Annotated in this window: 14 protein-coding genes; 11 read left to right on the top strand and 3 right to left on the bottom strand. The window is 69.4% G+C overall.

Annotated elements, in window-relative coordinates:
• Positions 1-14: 14 nt before the first annotated feature.
• A complete protein-coding gene (locus tag ACFTE1_RS12785; RefSeq protein ID WP_380622700.1) occupies positions 15-551 on the top strand; it encodes a hypothetical protein in 537 nt (178 codons plus the stop codon).
• A 122-nt stretch (positions 552-673) separates the two neighbouring features.
• Entirely contained in the window at positions 674-1,636 is a 963-nt protein-coding gene (locus tag ACFTE1_RS12780; RefSeq protein WP_380622702.1) for an acyl-CoA desaturase, read from the top strand.
• 112 nt (positions 1,637-1,748) lie between these two features.
• Here ACFTE1_RS12780 and ACFTE1_RS12775 read toward each other — a convergent pair whose 3' ends face one another.
• Positions 1,749-3,809, bottom strand: a complete 2,061-nt coding sequence (locus ACFTE1_RS12775) for a M3 family metallopeptidase (protein WP_380622704.1) — start codon at positions 3,807-3,809, stop codon at positions 1,749-1,751.
• A 146-nt stretch (positions 3,810-3,955) separates the two neighbouring features.
• On the opposite strand from ACFTE1_RS12775, the gene ACFTE1_RS12770 reads away from it, so the two are divergent.
• From ACFTE1_RS12770 to ACFTE1_RS12735, 8 genes are all read left to right on the top strand, one after another.
• A complete protein-coding gene (locus ACFTE1_RS12770; RefSeq protein WP_380622706.1) occupies positions 3,956-4,777 on the top strand; it encodes a metallophosphoesterase in 822 nt (273 codons plus the stop codon).
• 556 nt (positions 4,778-5,333) lie between these two features.
• Positions 5,334-6,548, top strand: a complete 1,215-nt coding sequence (locus ACFTE1_RS12765; protein WP_380623106.1) for a helix-turn-helix domain-containing protein — start codon at positions 5,334-5,336, stop codon at positions 6,546-6,548.
• Between the two features lie 181 nt (positions 6,549-6,729).
• Positions 6,730-7,650, top strand: coding sequence for an endonuclease/exonuclease/phosphatase family protein (locus tag ACFTE1_RS12760; protein ID WP_380622708.1), 921 nt, complete (start codon positions 6,730-6,732; stop codon positions 7,648-7,650).
• A gap of 145 nt (positions 7,651-7,795) precedes the next feature.
• Entirely contained in the window at positions 7,796-8,602 is an 807-nt protein-coding gene (locus tag ACFTE1_RS12755) for a Nif3-like dinuclear metal center hexameric protein (RefSeq protein ID WP_380623108.1), read from the top strand.
• On the top strand, positions 8,599-9,384 hold the full coding sequence (locus tag ACFTE1_RS12750) for a zinc ribbon domain-containing protein (RefSeq protein WP_380622710.1): 786 nt from the start codon (positions 8,599-8,601) through the stop codon (positions 9,382-9,384). The genes ACFTE1_RS12755 and ACFTE1_RS12750 overlap by 4 nt, the downstream gene beginning before the upstream one ends.
• Positions 9,385-9,493: 109 nt before the next feature.
• On the top strand, positions 9,494-10,639 hold the full coding sequence (gene ftsY / locus ACFTE1_RS12745) for a signal recognition particle-docking protein FtsY (protein WP_380623110.1): 1,146 nt from the start codon (positions 9,494-9,496) through the stop codon (positions 10,637-10,639).
• A 71-nt stretch (positions 10,640-10,710) separates the two neighbouring features.
• On the top strand, positions 10,711-11,499 hold the full coding sequence (locus tag ACFTE1_RS12740) for an aminoglycoside phosphotransferase family protein (protein ID WP_380622712.1): 789 nt from the start codon (positions 10,711-10,713) through the stop codon (positions 11,497-11,499).
• Between the two features lie 303 nt (positions 11,500-11,802).
• Complete coding sequence (locus ACFTE1_RS12735) at positions 11,803-12,048, top strand: hypothetical protein (RefSeq protein ID WP_380622714.1); 246 nt, start codon at positions 11,803-11,805, stop codon at positions 12,046-12,048.
• Between the two features lie 82 nt (positions 12,049-12,130).
• Here the strand turns inward: ACFTE1_RS12735 and ACFTE1_RS12730 are convergent, their stop codons facing one another.
• Positions 12,131-13,180 carry a nicotinate-nucleotide--dimethylbenzimidazole phosphoribosyltransferase gene (locus ACFTE1_RS12730; RefSeq protein ID WP_380622716.1) on the bottom strand — a complete coding sequence of 350 codons (1,050 nt, stop codon included), beginning with the start codon at positions 13,178-13,180 and terminating at the stop codon, positions 12,131-12,133.
• Between the two features lie 68 nt (positions 13,181-13,248).
• Between ACFTE1_RS12730 and dapF the strand changes: the two genes are divergently transcribed.
• Positions 13,249-14,043 carry a diaminopimelate epimerase gene (gene dapF, locus ACFTE1_RS12725; protein WP_380623112.1) on the top strand — a complete coding sequence of 265 codons (795 nt, stop codon included), beginning with the start codon at positions 13,249-13,251 and terminating at the stop codon, positions 14,041-14,043.
• 87 nt (positions 14,044-14,130) lie between these two features.
• Here the strand turns inward: dapF and ACFTE1_RS12720 are convergent, their stop codons facing one another.
• Positions 14,131-15,525 carry an NAD-dependent malic enzyme gene (locus tag ACFTE1_RS12720; RefSeq protein ID WP_380622718.1) on the bottom strand — a complete coding sequence of 465 codons (1,395 nt, stop codon included), beginning with the start codon at positions 15,523-15,525 and terminating at the stop codon, positions 14,131-14,133.
• Positions 15,526-15,583 lie beyond the last annotated feature (58 nt).

Below are 15,583 nucleotides of genomic sequence, written 5' to 3'. Positions count from 1 at the left end.
GTAGAATAATGTATATGATTGAGACCATCTCTCGCAATCGGGCCGCGGTCACTACTTTGGCAACGAGTCTCCTCCTGCTCGTCGTGGTGGGAACGGCGTCGTTCCAGACGTGGCTCCACGCGAGGATCGGCTACCTCACCCCGATCGCCGCGCTCGGCGAGCCCCGTTCGGTCCCCGGCCTGCGCTTCAGTCCGATGGGGCATCAGATGACCGCCCACATGGTCGTCGACGGCCTCTTGGCGTTGGCCGTCGCGGTGGCGCTTGCGGCCTGGGCCAAGGGGTACGGAGAGAAAAGGCCCGAGGCCGGATCCCTGCGGTTCGCGTGGGGGATCACGCGTATCACCATGCTCCTGTTCGCGGCGGCCAACACAGTCCGCGTGACGGTCTACGGCTTCCAGGCCGAAACGCCGGGCACGCTCTACCTGCTCCAGGTGGGGGCCTCCTGGGTGCTCGCTGTCGTCTACGGTCTTGTCGTCGGAACGATCATCGGTGCGGTGGCGAGCGCCGTAAGGCGAACGGGCCGGGAGCGTAGAGAGGCTCCGGCCGGCTGAGGTGGGGGAAACCCTACCCCTACTCGGCGGTCGGCCCCACCCCGAAGTCGGGTGTCCGCCCCAGTGACTTCTCCTATCTGAGCTGCGAAAATAGTGTTGTCGGACGAGAGATGGGATTACCTATGACGACACTCGCACCCCAGGCCGCACCGGTGAAGAAACGCCAGGGCAAGGCAGTAATGGGAGAGAAGCGCTCCCTTTGGCAGCAGACCCTCGTGTACCTCTTCCTGGTCATCCCCACCCTCGCGCTCGCCGCGGCGATTCCGATCGCGTGGCAGACGGGGTGGATGAGCGGACTGGACGCGGTGATGGCGATCGTCTTCTTCTTCGCCACCGGCCACGGAGTGACGTTCGCCTACCACCGAATGCTCACGCACGGATCCTTCAAGGCCAACCGCCCGGTCAAGATCGCCTCCACGATCCTCGCCGGCATGGCGGTGCAGGGCAACGCGGTAGGCTGGGTCGCCGACCACCGCCGCCACCACGCGTTCTCCGACAAGGAGGGCGACCCCCACTCGCCGTGGCTCTTCGGCACCGGCCCCGTGGCCCTGATGAAGGGCTTCTGGCACTCGCACATGGGCTGGATGTTCCAGCGCGAGAACACCTCTAACGTCGAGCGCTACGCCCCCGACCTTCTCAAGGACAAGGACATCGTCTGGGTCTCCAAGCTCTTCCCGCTGTGGACCGTCCTGACCTTCCTGCTTCCGGCCGCCATCGGCGGACTGGCCACCATGTCCTGGACCGGCGCCCTGACCGCGTTCTTCTGGGCCGGCGTCGTCCGCGTCGCCGTCCTGCACCACACGACCTGGTCGACCAACTCGGTCTGCCACATGGTCGGCGAGCGCCCCTTCAAGGCCCGCGACAAGGCCGCGAACTTCTGGCCGCTGGCGATCGTCTCCTTCGGCGAGTCCTGGCACAACATGCACCACGCCGACCCGACCTCCGCCCGCCACGGCGTCAAGCGCGGACAGATCGACACGACCGCGAGGATCATCTGGATCTGCGAGAAGTTCGGCTGGGTCTCCAACGTCAAGTGGCCCTCTCCCGAGCGCCTGGCGCGCCTGGAGAAGGAGGCCGCCCACTAGGGTGGCGTCCGGTCCCGGCCGGAGCGAATATAGGTAAGCTTCCTTGCGCACACAAGGATGGGGCGGCCCCGAGGGGCCGCCCCTCATTTTCTGCGTTGGAAACGGCTGTGGATTACTGCAGGCCGTGGCGCTTCAGCAGCGGCTCGATCTCCGGGTCGCGCCCGCGGAAGCGCCGGAAGGACTCCAGCGGGTCGATCGAGCTGCCCCGGCTCAGCAGGGTCTCGCGGAAGTGGTCGCCGTTGGCGCGCGTCAGGCCGCCGTTCTCCTTGAACCAGTCGACGGTGTCGGCGTCCAGGACCTCCGACCAGACGTAGGAGTAGTAGCCCGAGGCGTAGCCGCCGGTGAAGGTGTGGGCGAAGTAGCCCGAGCGGTAGCGCGGGGCGATCTCGTCCATGCGGATGCCGATCTCCTCCAGGGCGTTGCGCTCGAACTCCTCGACGACCTCGACCGCGTCGCGCCCCTCGGCGGTCGGCACGTCTTCGGGCGCCAGCCGGTGCCAGGCCTGGTCCAGGAGGGCCGCGGCCAGGTACTCGGTCTTGGCGAACCCGGCGCCGAAGCCGTTGGAGGTCTTCCACTGCTCCAGCAGCTCGGCCGGGGCGCTCTCCCCGGTCTCGTGGTGCTTGACGTAGTTGGCCGCGACCTCGGGCCAGAGGATCCACATCTCGTTGACCTGCGAGGGGTACTCCACGAAGTCCCGGGGCACGCTGGTGCCCGAGGGGGTGGGGTACTCGCAGTCGGACATCAGGCCGTGCAGGGCGTGGCCGAACTCGTGGAAGAGCGTGCGCACGTTGTCGACCGTGACCAGCGCCGGCTTGCCCTCGGCGGGCTTGACGATGTTCAGGTTGTTGATGACGACGGGCTTGGTGCCGGCCAGGGCGTTCTGGTCGACGAGGTTGTTCATCCACGCGCCGCCGCGCTTGGACTCGCGGGTGAAGAAGTCGCCGAAGAACAGGCCCAGCACGGAGCCGTCCTCGTCGCGGACCTCCCAGACGCGGACCTCGGGCAGGTAGCCGGCGATGTCCGGGCGGGCGTGGAAGGTCAGGCCGAACTCCTTCTCGGCGGCGTAGAAGACGCCGTGCTCCAGGATGGTGTCCAGCTCCAGGTAGGGCTTGAGCTCCTCGGGGTCGAAGCCGTACTTCTCGGCCTTGACCTTTCCGGCGTAGTACTTCCAGTCCCAGGCGGCCAGCTTGAAGTCGCCGCCCTCGGCGTCGACGGCCTTCTTCAGCTGCTCGGCCTCGTTGCGGGCGTTGCGCACGGCCGGGGCGACCATGGCCGTCAGGCGCTCCCACACGGCGGCCCCGCTGCGGGCGGTGACGTCGGCGGCGACATAGTCGGCGAAGTTCGCGTAGCCCAGCAGACGGGCCTTCTCGGCGCGGAGGCCCACGATCTCCAGGATGGTCGGGGCATTGGCCTTGCCGCGGCCGGTCGAGGCCTCCCAGACCTCGCGTCGGAGGTCGCGGTCGGCGAGGTCGGCCAGGGCGGGGTTGGCGCTGAACAGCTCCATGCCGATCAGGTAGCCGTCCTTGCCGCGGTCGGTCGCGGCGGCCTTGGCGGCGGCGATGCCGGCCTCGCTGAGGCCCTCCAGGCGTTCGGCGCTGTCGACGAGGACGGCGGCCTCGTTGATGTCGGCGCGCGTCTGGCGGTTGAAGGCGGCGTGGAGCTCGGCCAGGCGGGTGTTGATCTCCTCCAGGCGCTCGCGCCCGGAGTCGTCGAGGGAGGCGCCGGCGCGCTGGAAGCGGGTGCGGTAGCGCTCCAGCAGGTAGAGCTGCTCGGGCGTGTAGTCCGCGTCCTCGCGGCCCTCCCAGAGGGCGTCGACGCGCTCGGCGAGGGCCTTGTTGAGGTAGATCGAGTCGTCGTGGGCGGCGAGCTCGGGGCTGACCTCGGCCTCGATGTCCTCGAGGTCGGGGGAGGTGTCGGCGGCGTTGACGGTGAAGAACGCCGTGGCGGTCCGGTCGAGGATGCCGCCGTTGAGGACCCTCTCCAGCTCGACGACGGTGTTGTCGAAGGTCGGGGCGGCCTCCTGCGAGGCGACGGCGGCGACGGCCTCGGCCTGTTCGGCGATGCCCTTCGCGAAGCCCTCGCGGTAGTGGTCGGGGGTGATCTCCTGGAACGGCGGGACCTGGTAGGGGAGCCGGGACGGGGTCAGCAGCGGGTTGACGTCAGTGGCCGACATTTCTCTCCTTCGTGTGCGCACGGATTGCAGCCATGTCCTGACCGGGTGTCGGACAGGGGTGTGACCGCGTTGTCTTAGAGGTTAGTGCGGTCAAAGTTTGCCGACAACCTGTTGGGGCCCGCGGCCGGACCATTAACATCTTCTCTATGCCGCAAACCCACGCCGAGACAGGTCCCGCCGTATTCGCCGCCAGCGACATCCACGGGCACTTCGAACAGTTCCAGCACGCCCTGCGGGAGAAGGGCCTGGTCGGCCCCGAGGGGAGTTGGACGGGCGGGGACGCTCAGCTGTGGGTCCTCGGCGACCTCTTCGACCGGGGCGGGCAGGGCCTGGAGACGCTGCGCCTGCTGCGCCGCCTGCAGGGCGAGTCGGCGGCCGCCGGCGGGACGGTCGAGGTGCTCCTGGGCAACCACGAGCTCCTGCTGCTGGGTTCCAAGCGGTTCGGCGGGCAGGGCTTCCGCGACTACGACGGCAACGAGCGCCAGTTCCTACAGTGGTGGGTGATCAACGGCGGTTTCGAGCGCGACGCCGAGGAGCTGGAGGACGAGGAGGCCGAGTGGCTGCTGGGCCGCCCGGCGATGGCGTTCGCCGCCGACTGCCTCCTGGTCCATTCCGACGCGGTCAGCTACCTGGACTGGGGCCGGTCGATCGACGAGGTCAACGCCGAGGTCCGCTCGGAGCTGGCGGCGACCGAGCCGGAGCGGTGGTGGCAGCTGTTCCGCGAGCTGACCCGCCGCCACGAGTTCGAGGGCGAGGAGGGCGCAGCCCGGGCCCGCCGGATGCTCGAGACCTACGGGGGACGCATGATCGTCCACGGCCACTCCACGATCCCCGACACCACCGGAGCCGAGCCCTCAGAGATCAGCGAGCCGCGCCGGTATGCCGACGGGCTCGTCATGAACATCGACGGCGGCATCTACGAGGGCGGCCCGTCGCTGGTCGTCGAGCTGACCGCCGAAGGCGCCTGAACCGTCCGGCCGTTATCGGCCCCCGCCGTTTCGGAGCGGCCACGACTTCGCCGTGAACATCACTGTGCGTTACTTTCGGTGTGCCGTAGGTGCATTTCACGGTTCGTGCCGCACTGTTCTCTGTGCACTGGAAGTAACTGGATATTCACCCAATGGTGTGAAATAGCAGGTATTCACGGTGGCGTATTCCACCCGTCCCTGACGGGGCCTTATGTCCGTTCTCGCCTGGACGGTCCACTTCACTCCGAATTGGAGGGGGTTGTGCTCTGGAGTCCGGGGCGGCATTCTGTATATGCGGGAATCACTCGCGGCTTTAGTCTTGGGGCCGTGGAGATTACCGTTCTATTATCGATAATATAGATAAATAATTCAATAAGAAGTCCGCAGGCGCGGTTGCCCGACCGCACTCCGGAACCCGCAGCCGACCGCCGATGTTCCAACCGACACTCGGCGACCCCTCGCGCCCGCAGCCCGCGGGAGGCGCCGTGCCGCCCGGAAAAGCAAGGGGAGAGCCGACTAGAAACGGATGACACCAGTGGAGTCCAGAGAACAGCACATGGGCCGACGCGTCGCCTACTGGCGGGGCCGGAGGGGCATGAGCCAGCAGGTCTTCGCCGACCGGCTGAGCAAGTCCAAGAGCTGGGTGGACAAGATCGAAAGGGGCGTGCGGCGCCTCGACAAGTACTCCGTCATCACCGAGATCGCCGCGGTGCTCCAGATCGACGCCGGACAGCTGGTCACCTCCGAGCCCGCGCACAAGCCCCACCACATCACGCTGCTCGACCAGATCGAGATCGAGAACATCCGCCAGAGCCTGGAGCGCTACGAACGCCTCGGCCTGTTCCTCGACGCCGCCGAGATCGAGGCCCCCGACCTCGCCGTGCTGCGCAACCAGGTGGCCTACACCTGGAGCGCCTACGAGAAGGGGCACTACCCCAACGTCACCCGGTCGCTGATCGAACTCCTGCGGACCGTCCCCGCCGCCGAGAGCAACGCCGAAGGCGCCGAGAAGGCCGGCGCCGCCGAGCTGGTCAGCCAGGTCTACCAGATCTCCTCCTCCGTCCTGCGCAAGATCGGCGAGTCCGCCCTCGCCTGGCTGGCCGCCGACCGGGCCATCAGCGCCGCCAACCGGGGCGACGACGAACTGCTCGTCGGCACCTCCGCCACCCGCGTCGCCAACGCGCTGCGCTCACAGGGACGACACGACGCGGCCTTCGACATCAACATCCAGGTCGCCCACGGGATGATCTCCCACTACCGGGACGCCGCCGACCCCGAGACCCTGAGCGTCTACGGCCTCCTCCTGCTGCAGGGGGCCATGGCCGCCTCGCACACCGGCGACACGGCCAGCACTAGGGACCTCCTCTCCAGCGCCGAAAAGGCCGCCCAGCGCCTGGGCGGCGACGCCGACTATTACTGGACCTCTTTCGGGCCCACCAATGTCGAACTGCACAAGGTGGCCGCCCACATCGAACTGGGGGAGGGGCACGCCGCCGTCCAGACGGCCGAGAAGATCCCCCCGCAGGCGCTGGACAACCTCGTCGCCGAAAGGCGCGCGCACCACCACCTCGACCTCTCCCGCGCCTGCCTCCAGACCGGGGACATGGAGCGGGCCAAGGCGAACATCCTCACCGCCCACGCGATCGCCCCGGCCGAGATACAGTGCCGGCCCATCGCGATGGACGTCGTCGAGCAGATCCTCAACCGCTACCGGGGCGAGCCCGGATCCGCCCTGCGCCGGCTCGCCTCCGAGGTCGGCGTCAGCGCCTGAACCGCCGTCCCGGCGAGGCCGGGGAGTCCGCGGCCGGGGCGCTCCGGCCGCGAGACCCGTTGCCGCACCGTCACCTTCCTACCGCCGAACGTTCGCCGCCCCTTCAGGCTCCGTCCGTTGAGACCGCGCCCCCGAACCGATTCCATAAGGGGGACACAGTCATCGGACCCAAGGAGTACCCATGCCACTCTCCCGGCGACACCTGCTGGCGGCCGGAACGGCCCTCGGCGCGACGGCACTGGCCCCCGCCGCCCTCGCGGACAGGGCCACCGCCCGGGAAGCGGACGGCCGCTACCCCGTCCTCATCGGACCCCCGACCGGACCGCGACTCCACATCATGTCCTACAACATCCGCCTCGACGCCGACGCCCCGCCGCGCTCCTGGGACAACCGCCGCCCGCTCGTCCGCACCCTCCTCCAGGGCGAGCAGCCCAGCGTCCTCTGCACCCAGGAGGGCTTCTTCTACATGCTCCAGGACCTCAAAGCCGACCACCAGGCCTACGACTGGATCCACCTCGGCCGCGAAGGCGGCTCGGCAGGAGAGGCCACGTGCGTGCTCTACGACCGCCGCCGCCTCTCCGTCCTCGCCTACGACCACCTCTGGCTGTCCGACACGCCCCGCCTCATCGGCTCCAAGAACTGGGGCAACGACGTCGTCCGCATGCTGACCTGGGTGCGGTTCCGGGACCTGCTCACGGACAAGGAGTTCTACGTGGTGAACAACCACTTCGACCACCGCTCCGAACCCTCCCGCCAAAAGGGAGCCTCCCTCAATCTGGAGGTCGCCTCCGACTTCGACGCGCCGGTGGTCGTGGCCGGCGACTTCAACACCGAACCCGGCGGCGAGTCCCACCGCATCCTCACCGAAGGAGGACTCGTCGACTCCTGGGACGCCGCCGAGGAGCGCCTCACCGAGGAGTACGGGACCTTCAACGGCTGGGACCCCGAACCGCGTCCGGCGCCCGAAAGCCGGCGCATCGACTGGATCCTCGGAGAACCCGGGATCCGCTACCACGCCGCGGCCGTCAACACCTACTCCGCGCCGGGCGGCCGCAACCCCTCCGACCACTGGCCGGTCCAGGCGCTCATCAGCCTGCCCTGAAAGGGAGGGCGACCCCGCGCCCGGCGGTAGGACACGGCACTCCTCGAACCCGCCGCCAGGCCCCGCGCGCGTCCGGCATGGACCAGCGCCCTGACCGTCGCGCGCCCGGTCGACTAGAATCGACCGGGTGCCGACGATTTCCGACATCACCAGCCACCTGGACAGCATCTACCCCCGCCACTGGGCCGAAACCTGGGACCGCGTCGGACTCGTGACCGGACGCCCCGACGGGCCCGCCGACCACGTCCACCTCGCCGTGGACCTCACCCCGGCCGTCCTCGCCGAGGCCGTCGACCTCGGGGCGACCATGATCGTCACCCACCACCCGCTCTTCCTGCGCGGCGTCTCCAGCCTCGACCCGCTGGCCGACTACAAGGGCGAGATCGTCCACACCCTCATCGAGAAGCGCATGGGCCTCTACACCGCCCACACCAACGCCGACGTCGCCGACCCCGGAGTCTCCGACGCGCTCGCCGCACGGCTCGGCGTCACCGACCTCGCGCCGCTGCAACCGCTCTCGGGCGAGGAGCACGAGGGCACCGGACGCGGCATCGGGCGTGTCGGGCGGCTGCCAGAGCCGATGACCCTGGCGGAGTTCGCCCGCCATGCGGCCGCCTCCCTCCCCGCCACGACCTGGGGCGTGAGAGTGGCCGGGGACCCCGGACGCCAGGTGTCCTCGGTGGCCGTCTCCGGAGGCGCCGGTGACTCATATCTAAAAAACGCCGCCGCCGCGGGAGTCGATGTATATTTGACAGCCGACCTGCGCCACCATCCGGCGAGCGAATTCACCGAGAACGGCGGACCCGCCCTCGCCGACGCCGCCCACTGGGCCACCGAGAGGCCCTGGCTGGACACCCTCGCCGCGCAGCTGTCGGATGTCGCCGAGACCGTCACCCTCTCCGACATCCCCACCGACCCATGGACGATCCACGCGGAGGCAGACCACCAGTGACACGCGCCGACTTCTTCGACCAGCGCCGCCTGCTCGACCTGCAACGGGCCGACAGCTCGCTCCACCAGCTGCGCTACCGGCTCCGGCAGGCCGCCGAGCGCTATGAGACCGACTCCCTCGACCGGACTGCCGAAGAGCTGCGCGACGGCCTGGGCACCTTCGAGGCCCAGATCGGCGACCTCGGCCGAGACATCGACCTGGCCGACCGCGAACTGGGCGGCGTCGCCCGCCGGGCCGACGGCTGCCGTGACGAAATGATCTCCGGGCAGGCCGACTCTCACGAGATGACCCGCCTCCAGAAGGAACTGGAACACCTCTCCCGCCGCGAGGCCGACCTGGAGGACCGCAAGCGCGAGGCGCTCGAACGGCGCGGGAAGCTCGAGAAGGCCGTCGACGTCGTCACCGCCAAGCTCGGCGAACTGGACGCCGAGAAGGAGAAGCGCGAGGCCGGCCACGAGAGCGCCGTCGCCGGATACGAGCGCGAGGTGGCCGAGACGCAGACCGAGCGAGACCGCCTCGCCGAGGTCATCCCGACCGCCCTGGTCGACCTGTACGAGCAGATCCGCGCCAAGCAGGCCGTCGCCGCGGCCGAACTGCGCGGGCGCCGCTGCATGGCCTGCCGCATCGAGAAGACCACCGCCGACATGAAGGAACTGCTGGACGCGCCGCTGGACGCCGTCGTCCGCTGCGAGGAGTGCGGGGCTATCCTGCTGCGCATCGAGGCCGCCGGCGGCCCGGCCAAGCCGGGACCCGAGTCCGAGCTGGACGAGTTCCTGAACTGACGCCCCCACCCGCGCGGGCACGGCCCAGTTAGAAACGGACGAGGGACTAGTAATCTTGAGGCGGCCGGAACGGCCGCCCCTATGGAGAGGTATTGAGTTGGACAACTGGATGATCTGGCTGATCGCCGCCGTCGTCGTCATCGCGGCGGCCGCAGGGATCACCTGGGCACTCACGCGCAGCAAGAACGAAATCGGCACCGCCGCCGAGCCGGAGGTCGAGGCCGGAGAGCCGACCGAGGAGGCCGAGCCGCCGAGCGCGACCACCGTCGAGGCCGAGGCCGCTGAAGAGCCCTCCGAACCGGAGGCCCCGGCGATCGAGAAGCCCGAGCCCACCGCCGGCCGCCTCGTCCGACTGCGCGCCCGCCTCTCCCGCTCCAACAGCGTCTTCGGCAAGGGCCTCCTCGCCCTGCTCTCCAGCGACAAGCTCGACGAAGAGGTCTGGGAGGAGATCGAGGACACCCTCCTGACCGCCGACGTCGGTATCCAGGACGCCACCGCCATCGTCGAGAACCTGCGCGAACGCGTCCAGGTGCTCGGCACCCGCGACCCCGCCGAACTCAAGCGCCTCCTCCGGGAGGAGCTCACCGCCGTCCTCGATCCGGACATGGACCGCTCCATCAACACCACCGGAGCGGAGGGCAAGCCCGCCCCCGTCCTCGTTGTCGGCGTCAACGGCGCCGGCAAGACCACCACGTGCGGCAAGATCGCCCGCGTCCTGGTCGCCGACGGCAACAAGGTCGTCCTCGGCGCCGCCGACACCTTCCGCGCCGCCGCCGCCGAACAGCTCAGCTCCTGGGGCGACCGTGTCGGAGTCCCCGTCGTCCGCCGCGACGAGGGCGCCGACCCCGCCTCGGTGGCCTTCGAGGCCGTCAAGGAGGGCGACGAGCAGGGCGCCGACGTCGTCCTCGTCGACACCGCCGGCCGCCTGCAGAACAAGGCCGGACTGATGGACGAGCTGGGCAAGGTCAAGCGCGTCATCGAGAAGCGCGAGCCCATCACCGAGACCCTCCTGATCATCGACGCCACCACCGGCCAGAACGGCCTTCGCCAGGCCGAGGTCTTCAGCCAGGTCACCGACGTCTCCGGCGTCGTCCTCACCAAGCTCGACGGCTCGGCCAAGGGCGGCATCGTCATCGCCGTGCAGCGCGCCCTGGGCGTGCCCGTCAAGCTCGTCGGCCTGGGCGAGGGCCCCGACGACCTGGCCCCGTTCGAGGTCGAGGGCTTCGTCGACGCGCTGGTTGACGGCACGGACTAAGATGGATCCAGCCCCCACCCCCGGTGTCCTGCACAAGGATTCCCTGACCGCACGATTAAAGGCATGGGCAAGTGAGTCAAGAGGAGATCCCGCTCCACGGCGGCAACACGAGCACGGTGGTCCGCCTCGGCGACACCGTCCGGCGCAACACCGGGCCGTGGACCCCGGCGGTGCACGCGCTCCTGCGGCACCTGGACAAGTCGGGCTTCGTCGGCGCCCCCAAGGCACTGGGGGTGGACGAGCACAACCGCGAGGTCCTCTCCTTCGTCGAGGGCGAGCCGGGCAAATACCCGCTCGCCCCGCACTGGACGACCGACGACACCCTCGTCGACGTCGCCCGCATGCTGCGCGCCTTCCACGACCACCAGTACGGTTTCCAACCCCCGCAGGGGGCGAAATGGCGCTCCCTGGGCGCCCCGCCCCCGGACACCGAGGTGATCTGCCACCACGACGCCGCCCCGCACAACGTGGTCCGCCGCCCCGACGGGACCCTCGCCCTGATCGACTTCGACCTCTCCAGCCCCGGCACACGCCTCTACGACGTGGCCTACTCGGCGTGGACGTGGGTACCCCTGTTCACCGACCGCGACTCGGTCTCGCTGGGCTGGAAGAAACCCGACCGCTCCCGGCGCCTGCGGCTCTTCGCCGACGCCTACGGCCTCGCGCCGCGCGACCGGACGCGGCTGATCCAGGTGGTGCGCAAGCGCATCGTCGACCACATCGAGGGCATCCGGCGCCTCTCCGACGCGGGCGACCCGGTATTCGAGCGCCTGGTGCGCAAGGGCCACCTGCGCCGCCCGGCCCGCGACCTGCGACTGATGGACGCCGAACGGTTCGTCCTCGACGAGGCCCTGCGCTGACGGTCCCTAACCTGCTCCGCCCCTCCCAAACCCCCGCGCCGACCGGCCCGGCCCAGCGTGTTGACCGCCGCGGCCCCGCCGACCGCCTTCGAGACCCGCGGCGGGAACCCGCGAAAAAAGACGTTGCGCGCTCGCGGGGCCCGTTGTAGAGTTCTGTCCATGATCATTTAGCACAGCCTGAGAGGCTTCTTCGGCGCCGCGTCTCGGCGCCCTCCTCGACCGCACTCCGCCCGTTTCCCGGGCTCGCAATGTCATTTCGCCGTACCCGGCATCATTCTGGTCTTAAGCAATGAGGAGATTCGCATGTCTCAGCAGAACTCGCCTGCCCGATCCACGTCCACGGAGGCCGCCGCGGAAGCCGCTGCCCCGGAGGGCGACCAGGTGACGCGGCCGCTCAACCGCGAGCAGCGCCGCGCCCTGAAGAAGGGCAGGAAACTCGGAAACGCCCAGGGCCGCAAGGGGATCGTCCCCGGAAAGTCCAAGGTGCGCAACCAGGTTCCGCAAGGGGCCGTCGGGAAGTTCACCCTCCCGTCGTCCTCGCGGAGCTGATCCGCCGCCGGAGGAGTCCGGCCGCACGATTCGAACAGCACAGCGGGGGGCCGCCGAAGCGATTCGGCGGCCCCCGCTTCCGCTACACCGTGAAGGGCTCCGGGTTCTCGGCCAGAGCCTCCAGCTCCGCCTCGCGGGCCTTCTCCACGCGGTCGTACTCGCGCGACACGGCGAGGGCCGCCTGCAGCTGGGTCCATCCGGGGACGAGCCCCGCCCCGTCGCCCAGGTCCAGGGTCAGGCCCACCCCGTCGGGCAGACCGGCCTGGTTGGCCATCTTCTCCACCACCGGATGCGGCGCCCGGTTGGGCATGCAGCACCACTTCGGACTGGCCAGCTGGAAATCGCGGGCCAGCATCGCCGCCGCGGCGGCGACCGGACCGTCGAGCACCACCGGCACCTCGCGGGAGGCGGCGGTGACGATCGCGGCGGCCATCGCGCCGAGCTCGGCGCCGGCCACGTGCGCGACGATCTCACCCGGTTTGCGCTCGAAACCGCGGTTGAGCGCCAAGTGGTCGCGGAGGGCCGAGACCCGCTCCATCCACGAGTAGTCGTCCACAATCCCGTCGGGGAGGGCGCTCAGGGGAAGGTAGTTGGCGATGTCGTTCTTGAGGACCCCGGCGCACACGGCGACGGCGGCCATCTCGGCGCCCAGACCCAGTCCGGCCATGAGCAGAACGTCCGCCCCCGAGTCGATGGCCGCGTCGGCCGTCTCGCGCCCCACCAGCAGGGCGTCCTCGACTTCTTCCGGAGTCAGCAGCGGGCCGCCGGACCCCAGCGAGGGGGCGACCTCGACCAGTTCGACCGGCAGGCCGGCGTCGGCGAACGCCGCGCCCAGCGGTCCGGTCTGCGCCTCCACGTCGGCCATCTGCTCGGCCAGCCCGCCCTCGAAGCCCGCGTCCCACGCCTCGGGGTACTCGCCGGCGAACAGCAGCGCCCTAGGGGTGGAGAAGGGGACCGGCTCAGCGGTGCCCTGGACCCTGGCCGCCCAGGTCAGCGAGCCCTCCCAGGTTCCGAAACCGGAGGGCCGCCGGACCAGCCGCTCGAGTCGGCGGCGTGCCCGAGACGTCCACACCCCGTTGGGGAACTTGGCCTTGACCTCCGCTATCGGAGCCAGTTCAGTAGAATCCGTCACGCCTCAAGGCTAACCCGTCGCGAAAAGGCCATACTGGGAGCGTGACCCGAAATGCAGCATCGACCGGCGTGCCCTTCGCCAAGGGGCACGGGACCGGCAACGACTTCGTCATAGTCCCCGACACCGAGGGCCGGCTGAGCCTGAAACCCGAGGACGTGGCCCTGCTGTGCGATCGGCGCCGCGGCATCGGCGGCGACGGACTGCTGCGCGTGGTCCCCGCCGAGAGCGGCTCGGAGGCGGAGTGGTTCATGGACTACCACAACGCCGACGGATCGATCGCCGAGATGTGCGGCAACGGACTGCGCGTCTTCGTGCGCTACCTGCTCGACACCGGCCTGGCCGACGGAGACGTCATCCCCGTCGACACGCGCGCCGGACTCAAGACCGCCGTGCTGGACGGCGAGAACATCCGCGTCGACATGGGCCCCGCCGAGTTCGGGGAGGCCTCCTCGGCCTCGCTCGACCACTACACCTGGGCGGGCCAGTCCGTCTCCATGGGCAACCCGCACCTCGTCTGCCAGCTCTCCGAGTCCGACGACCTGCAGCACCTGGACCTCCACTACCAGCCGGTCTTCGACGCCGAGGTCTTCCCCGAGGGCGTCAACGTCGAGTTCGTGACCGGCCACTACCCGCACGTCGCCATGCGCGTCCACGAACGCGGAGTGGGGGAGACGCTCTCCTGCGGCACCGGCGTCGCGGCCGTCGCCGCGGTCGCGCTGAACCGCCACGACGCCGACGCCAAGGAAGGCCACGTGACCGTCGATGTCCCGGGCGGACGCCTCGAAGTCGACATCACGCCCGAGACGGTCTTCCTGAGCGGACCCGCCGTCGTCGTGGCCGAGGGAACGACGACCCTCGCCTGAGAGAACACGCACCGCAAGGCCGCGGGAACGCGACCATAGAAAAAAGGGGGCCGGCACAAGCCGGCCCCCCTTTTTTCTGAGATTCCCCTACACCCCGCTGCTCACCTTCTTGACCGCCTCGGCGACCGCGGGAGCCACCTTCGAGTCGAAGACGCTCGGAATGATGTAGGTCGGGTTGGCCTTGCCCTCGCCCACGCAGTCGGCGATCGCCTCCGAGGCCGCCAGTGCCGCCTCGTCGCGCCAACCGGTCGCCTGCGCGTCCAGCAGGCCCCGGAACACGCCCGGGAAGGCCAGCACGTTGTTGATCTGGTTGGGCTGGTCGGACCGGCCCGTCGCCACGACGGCCGCGTAACGCGCCGCCTCCTGCGGGTTGATCTCCGGGTCCGGGTTCGCCATCGCGAAGACGATCGGGTTCTCGGCCATCTCCGCCACGTCCGAACCCTTCAGGATATTCGGAGCCGACACGCCGATGAACACGTCCGAACCCTCCACGGCGCCCGAGAGGTCGCCCGAGTAGTTGTCCTTGTTGGTGTTCTCCGCGATCCACTTCCACGTCTCGTTGTCCGTGTCCATGCCGCGCCACAGCGCGCCCTCGCGGTCGACGGCGATGATGTCGCCCACGCCCTTCTGCATCAGCAGGCGCATGATCGCCGTGCCCGCAGCGCCGGCGCCGACGACGGTCACCCGGATGTCCTTGAACTCCTTGCCGACCACCCGCAGCGCGTTGATCAGGCCCGCCAGCACCACGATCGCCGTGCCGTGCTGGTCGTCGTGGAACACCGGGATGTCCAGGCGCTCGCGCAGGCGGGCCTCGATCTCGAAGCAGCGCGGCGCCGCGATGTCCTCCAGGTTGATGCCGCCGTACGTCGGCGCCATCGCCGCCACGATGTCCACGATCTTGTCGGTGTCCTGCGTGTCCAGGCACACCGGCCACGCGTCCACATCGGCGAACTTCTTGAACAGCGCCGCCTTGCCCTCCATGACCGGCATGGCCGCCTCGGGGCCGATGTTGCCCAGACCCAGGACCGCCGAGCCGTCCGAGACGACCGCCACGGTGTTGCGCTTGATCGTCAGCCGGCGCGCGTCGTCCGGATTGTCGGCGATCGCGCGGCAGACCCGCGCCACGCCCGGCGTGTAGGCCATGGACAGGTCGTCGCGGTTGCGCAGCGGAACCTTCGATTTGACCTCGATCTTTCCGCCCAGGTGCAGCAGGAACGTCCGGTCGCTGACCTTCTTGACGTCGAAGTCCGGCATCGAGGCCAGTATCTGCGTCACCTGCTCGGCGTGGTGCGAGTCGGTCGTATCGCAGGTCAAGTCCACCACCATGCGGTCGGCGTCCGACTCCACGACGTCCAGGGCGGTGGTGATGGCGCCCGCCTGCCCCACGACGGTCGCCAGCCGGCCCGCCGCGCCCGGATCGGCGGACAGGGCCAGGCGGACGGTGATGGAAAACCCGGCGCTGGGCAGGCTGGTGTCAGACATTGCTCTCCTCGGTAACCACGTCGATGTGCTGGTCTTGTGAACAGGATTTAATTCTGCC

This window comes from Salininema proteolyticum (assembly GCF_042685645.1).
GTDB classification, from domain to species: Bacteria; Actinomycetota; Actinomycetes; order Mycobacteriales; family Micromonosporaceae; genus Salininema; species Salininema proteolyticum.
Note: the sequence above shows the minus strand (reverse complement) of the source record. Positions and strands in the feature narration are given on the sequence as shown.

Bases quoted from the DNA above. Each gene is read 5' to 3' on its own strand.
- ACFTE1_RS12785 (WP_380622700.1), top strand. From the start codon at position 15: ATGATTGAGACCATCTCTCGCAATCGGGCCGCGGTCACTACTTTGGCA.
- ACFTE1_RS12780 (WP_380622702.1), top strand. From the start codon at position 674: ATGACGACACTCGCACCCCAGGCCGCACCGGTGAAGAAACGCCAGGGC.
- ACFTE1_RS12775 (WP_380622704.1), bottom strand. From the start codon at position 3,809: ATGTCGGCCACTGACGTCAACCCGCTGCTGACCCCGTCCCGGCTCCCC.
- ACFTE1_RS12770 (WP_380622706.1), top strand. From the start codon at position 3,956: ATGCCGCAAACCCACGCCGAGACAGGTCCCGCCGTATTCGCCGCCAGC.
- ACFTE1_RS12765 (WP_380623106.1), top strand. From the start codon at position 5,334: ATGGGCCGACGCGTCGCCTACTGGCGGGGCCGGAGGGGCATGAGCCAG.
- ACFTE1_RS12760 (WP_380622708.1), top strand. From the start codon at position 6,730: ATGCCACTCTCCCGGCGACACCTGCTGGCGGCCGGAACGGCCCTCGGC.
- ftsY (WP_380623110.1), top strand. From the start codon at position 9,494: ATGATCTGGCTGATCGCCGCCGTCGTCGTCATCGCGGCGGCCGCAGGG.
- ACFTE1_RS12735 (WP_380622714.1), top strand. From the start codon at position 11,803: ATGTCTCAGCAGAACTCGCCTGCCCGATCCACGTCCACGGAGGCCGCC.
- ACFTE1_RS12720 (WP_380622718.1), bottom strand. From the start codon at position 15,525: ATGTCTGACACCAGCCTGCCCAGCGCCGGGTTTTCCATCACCGTCCGC.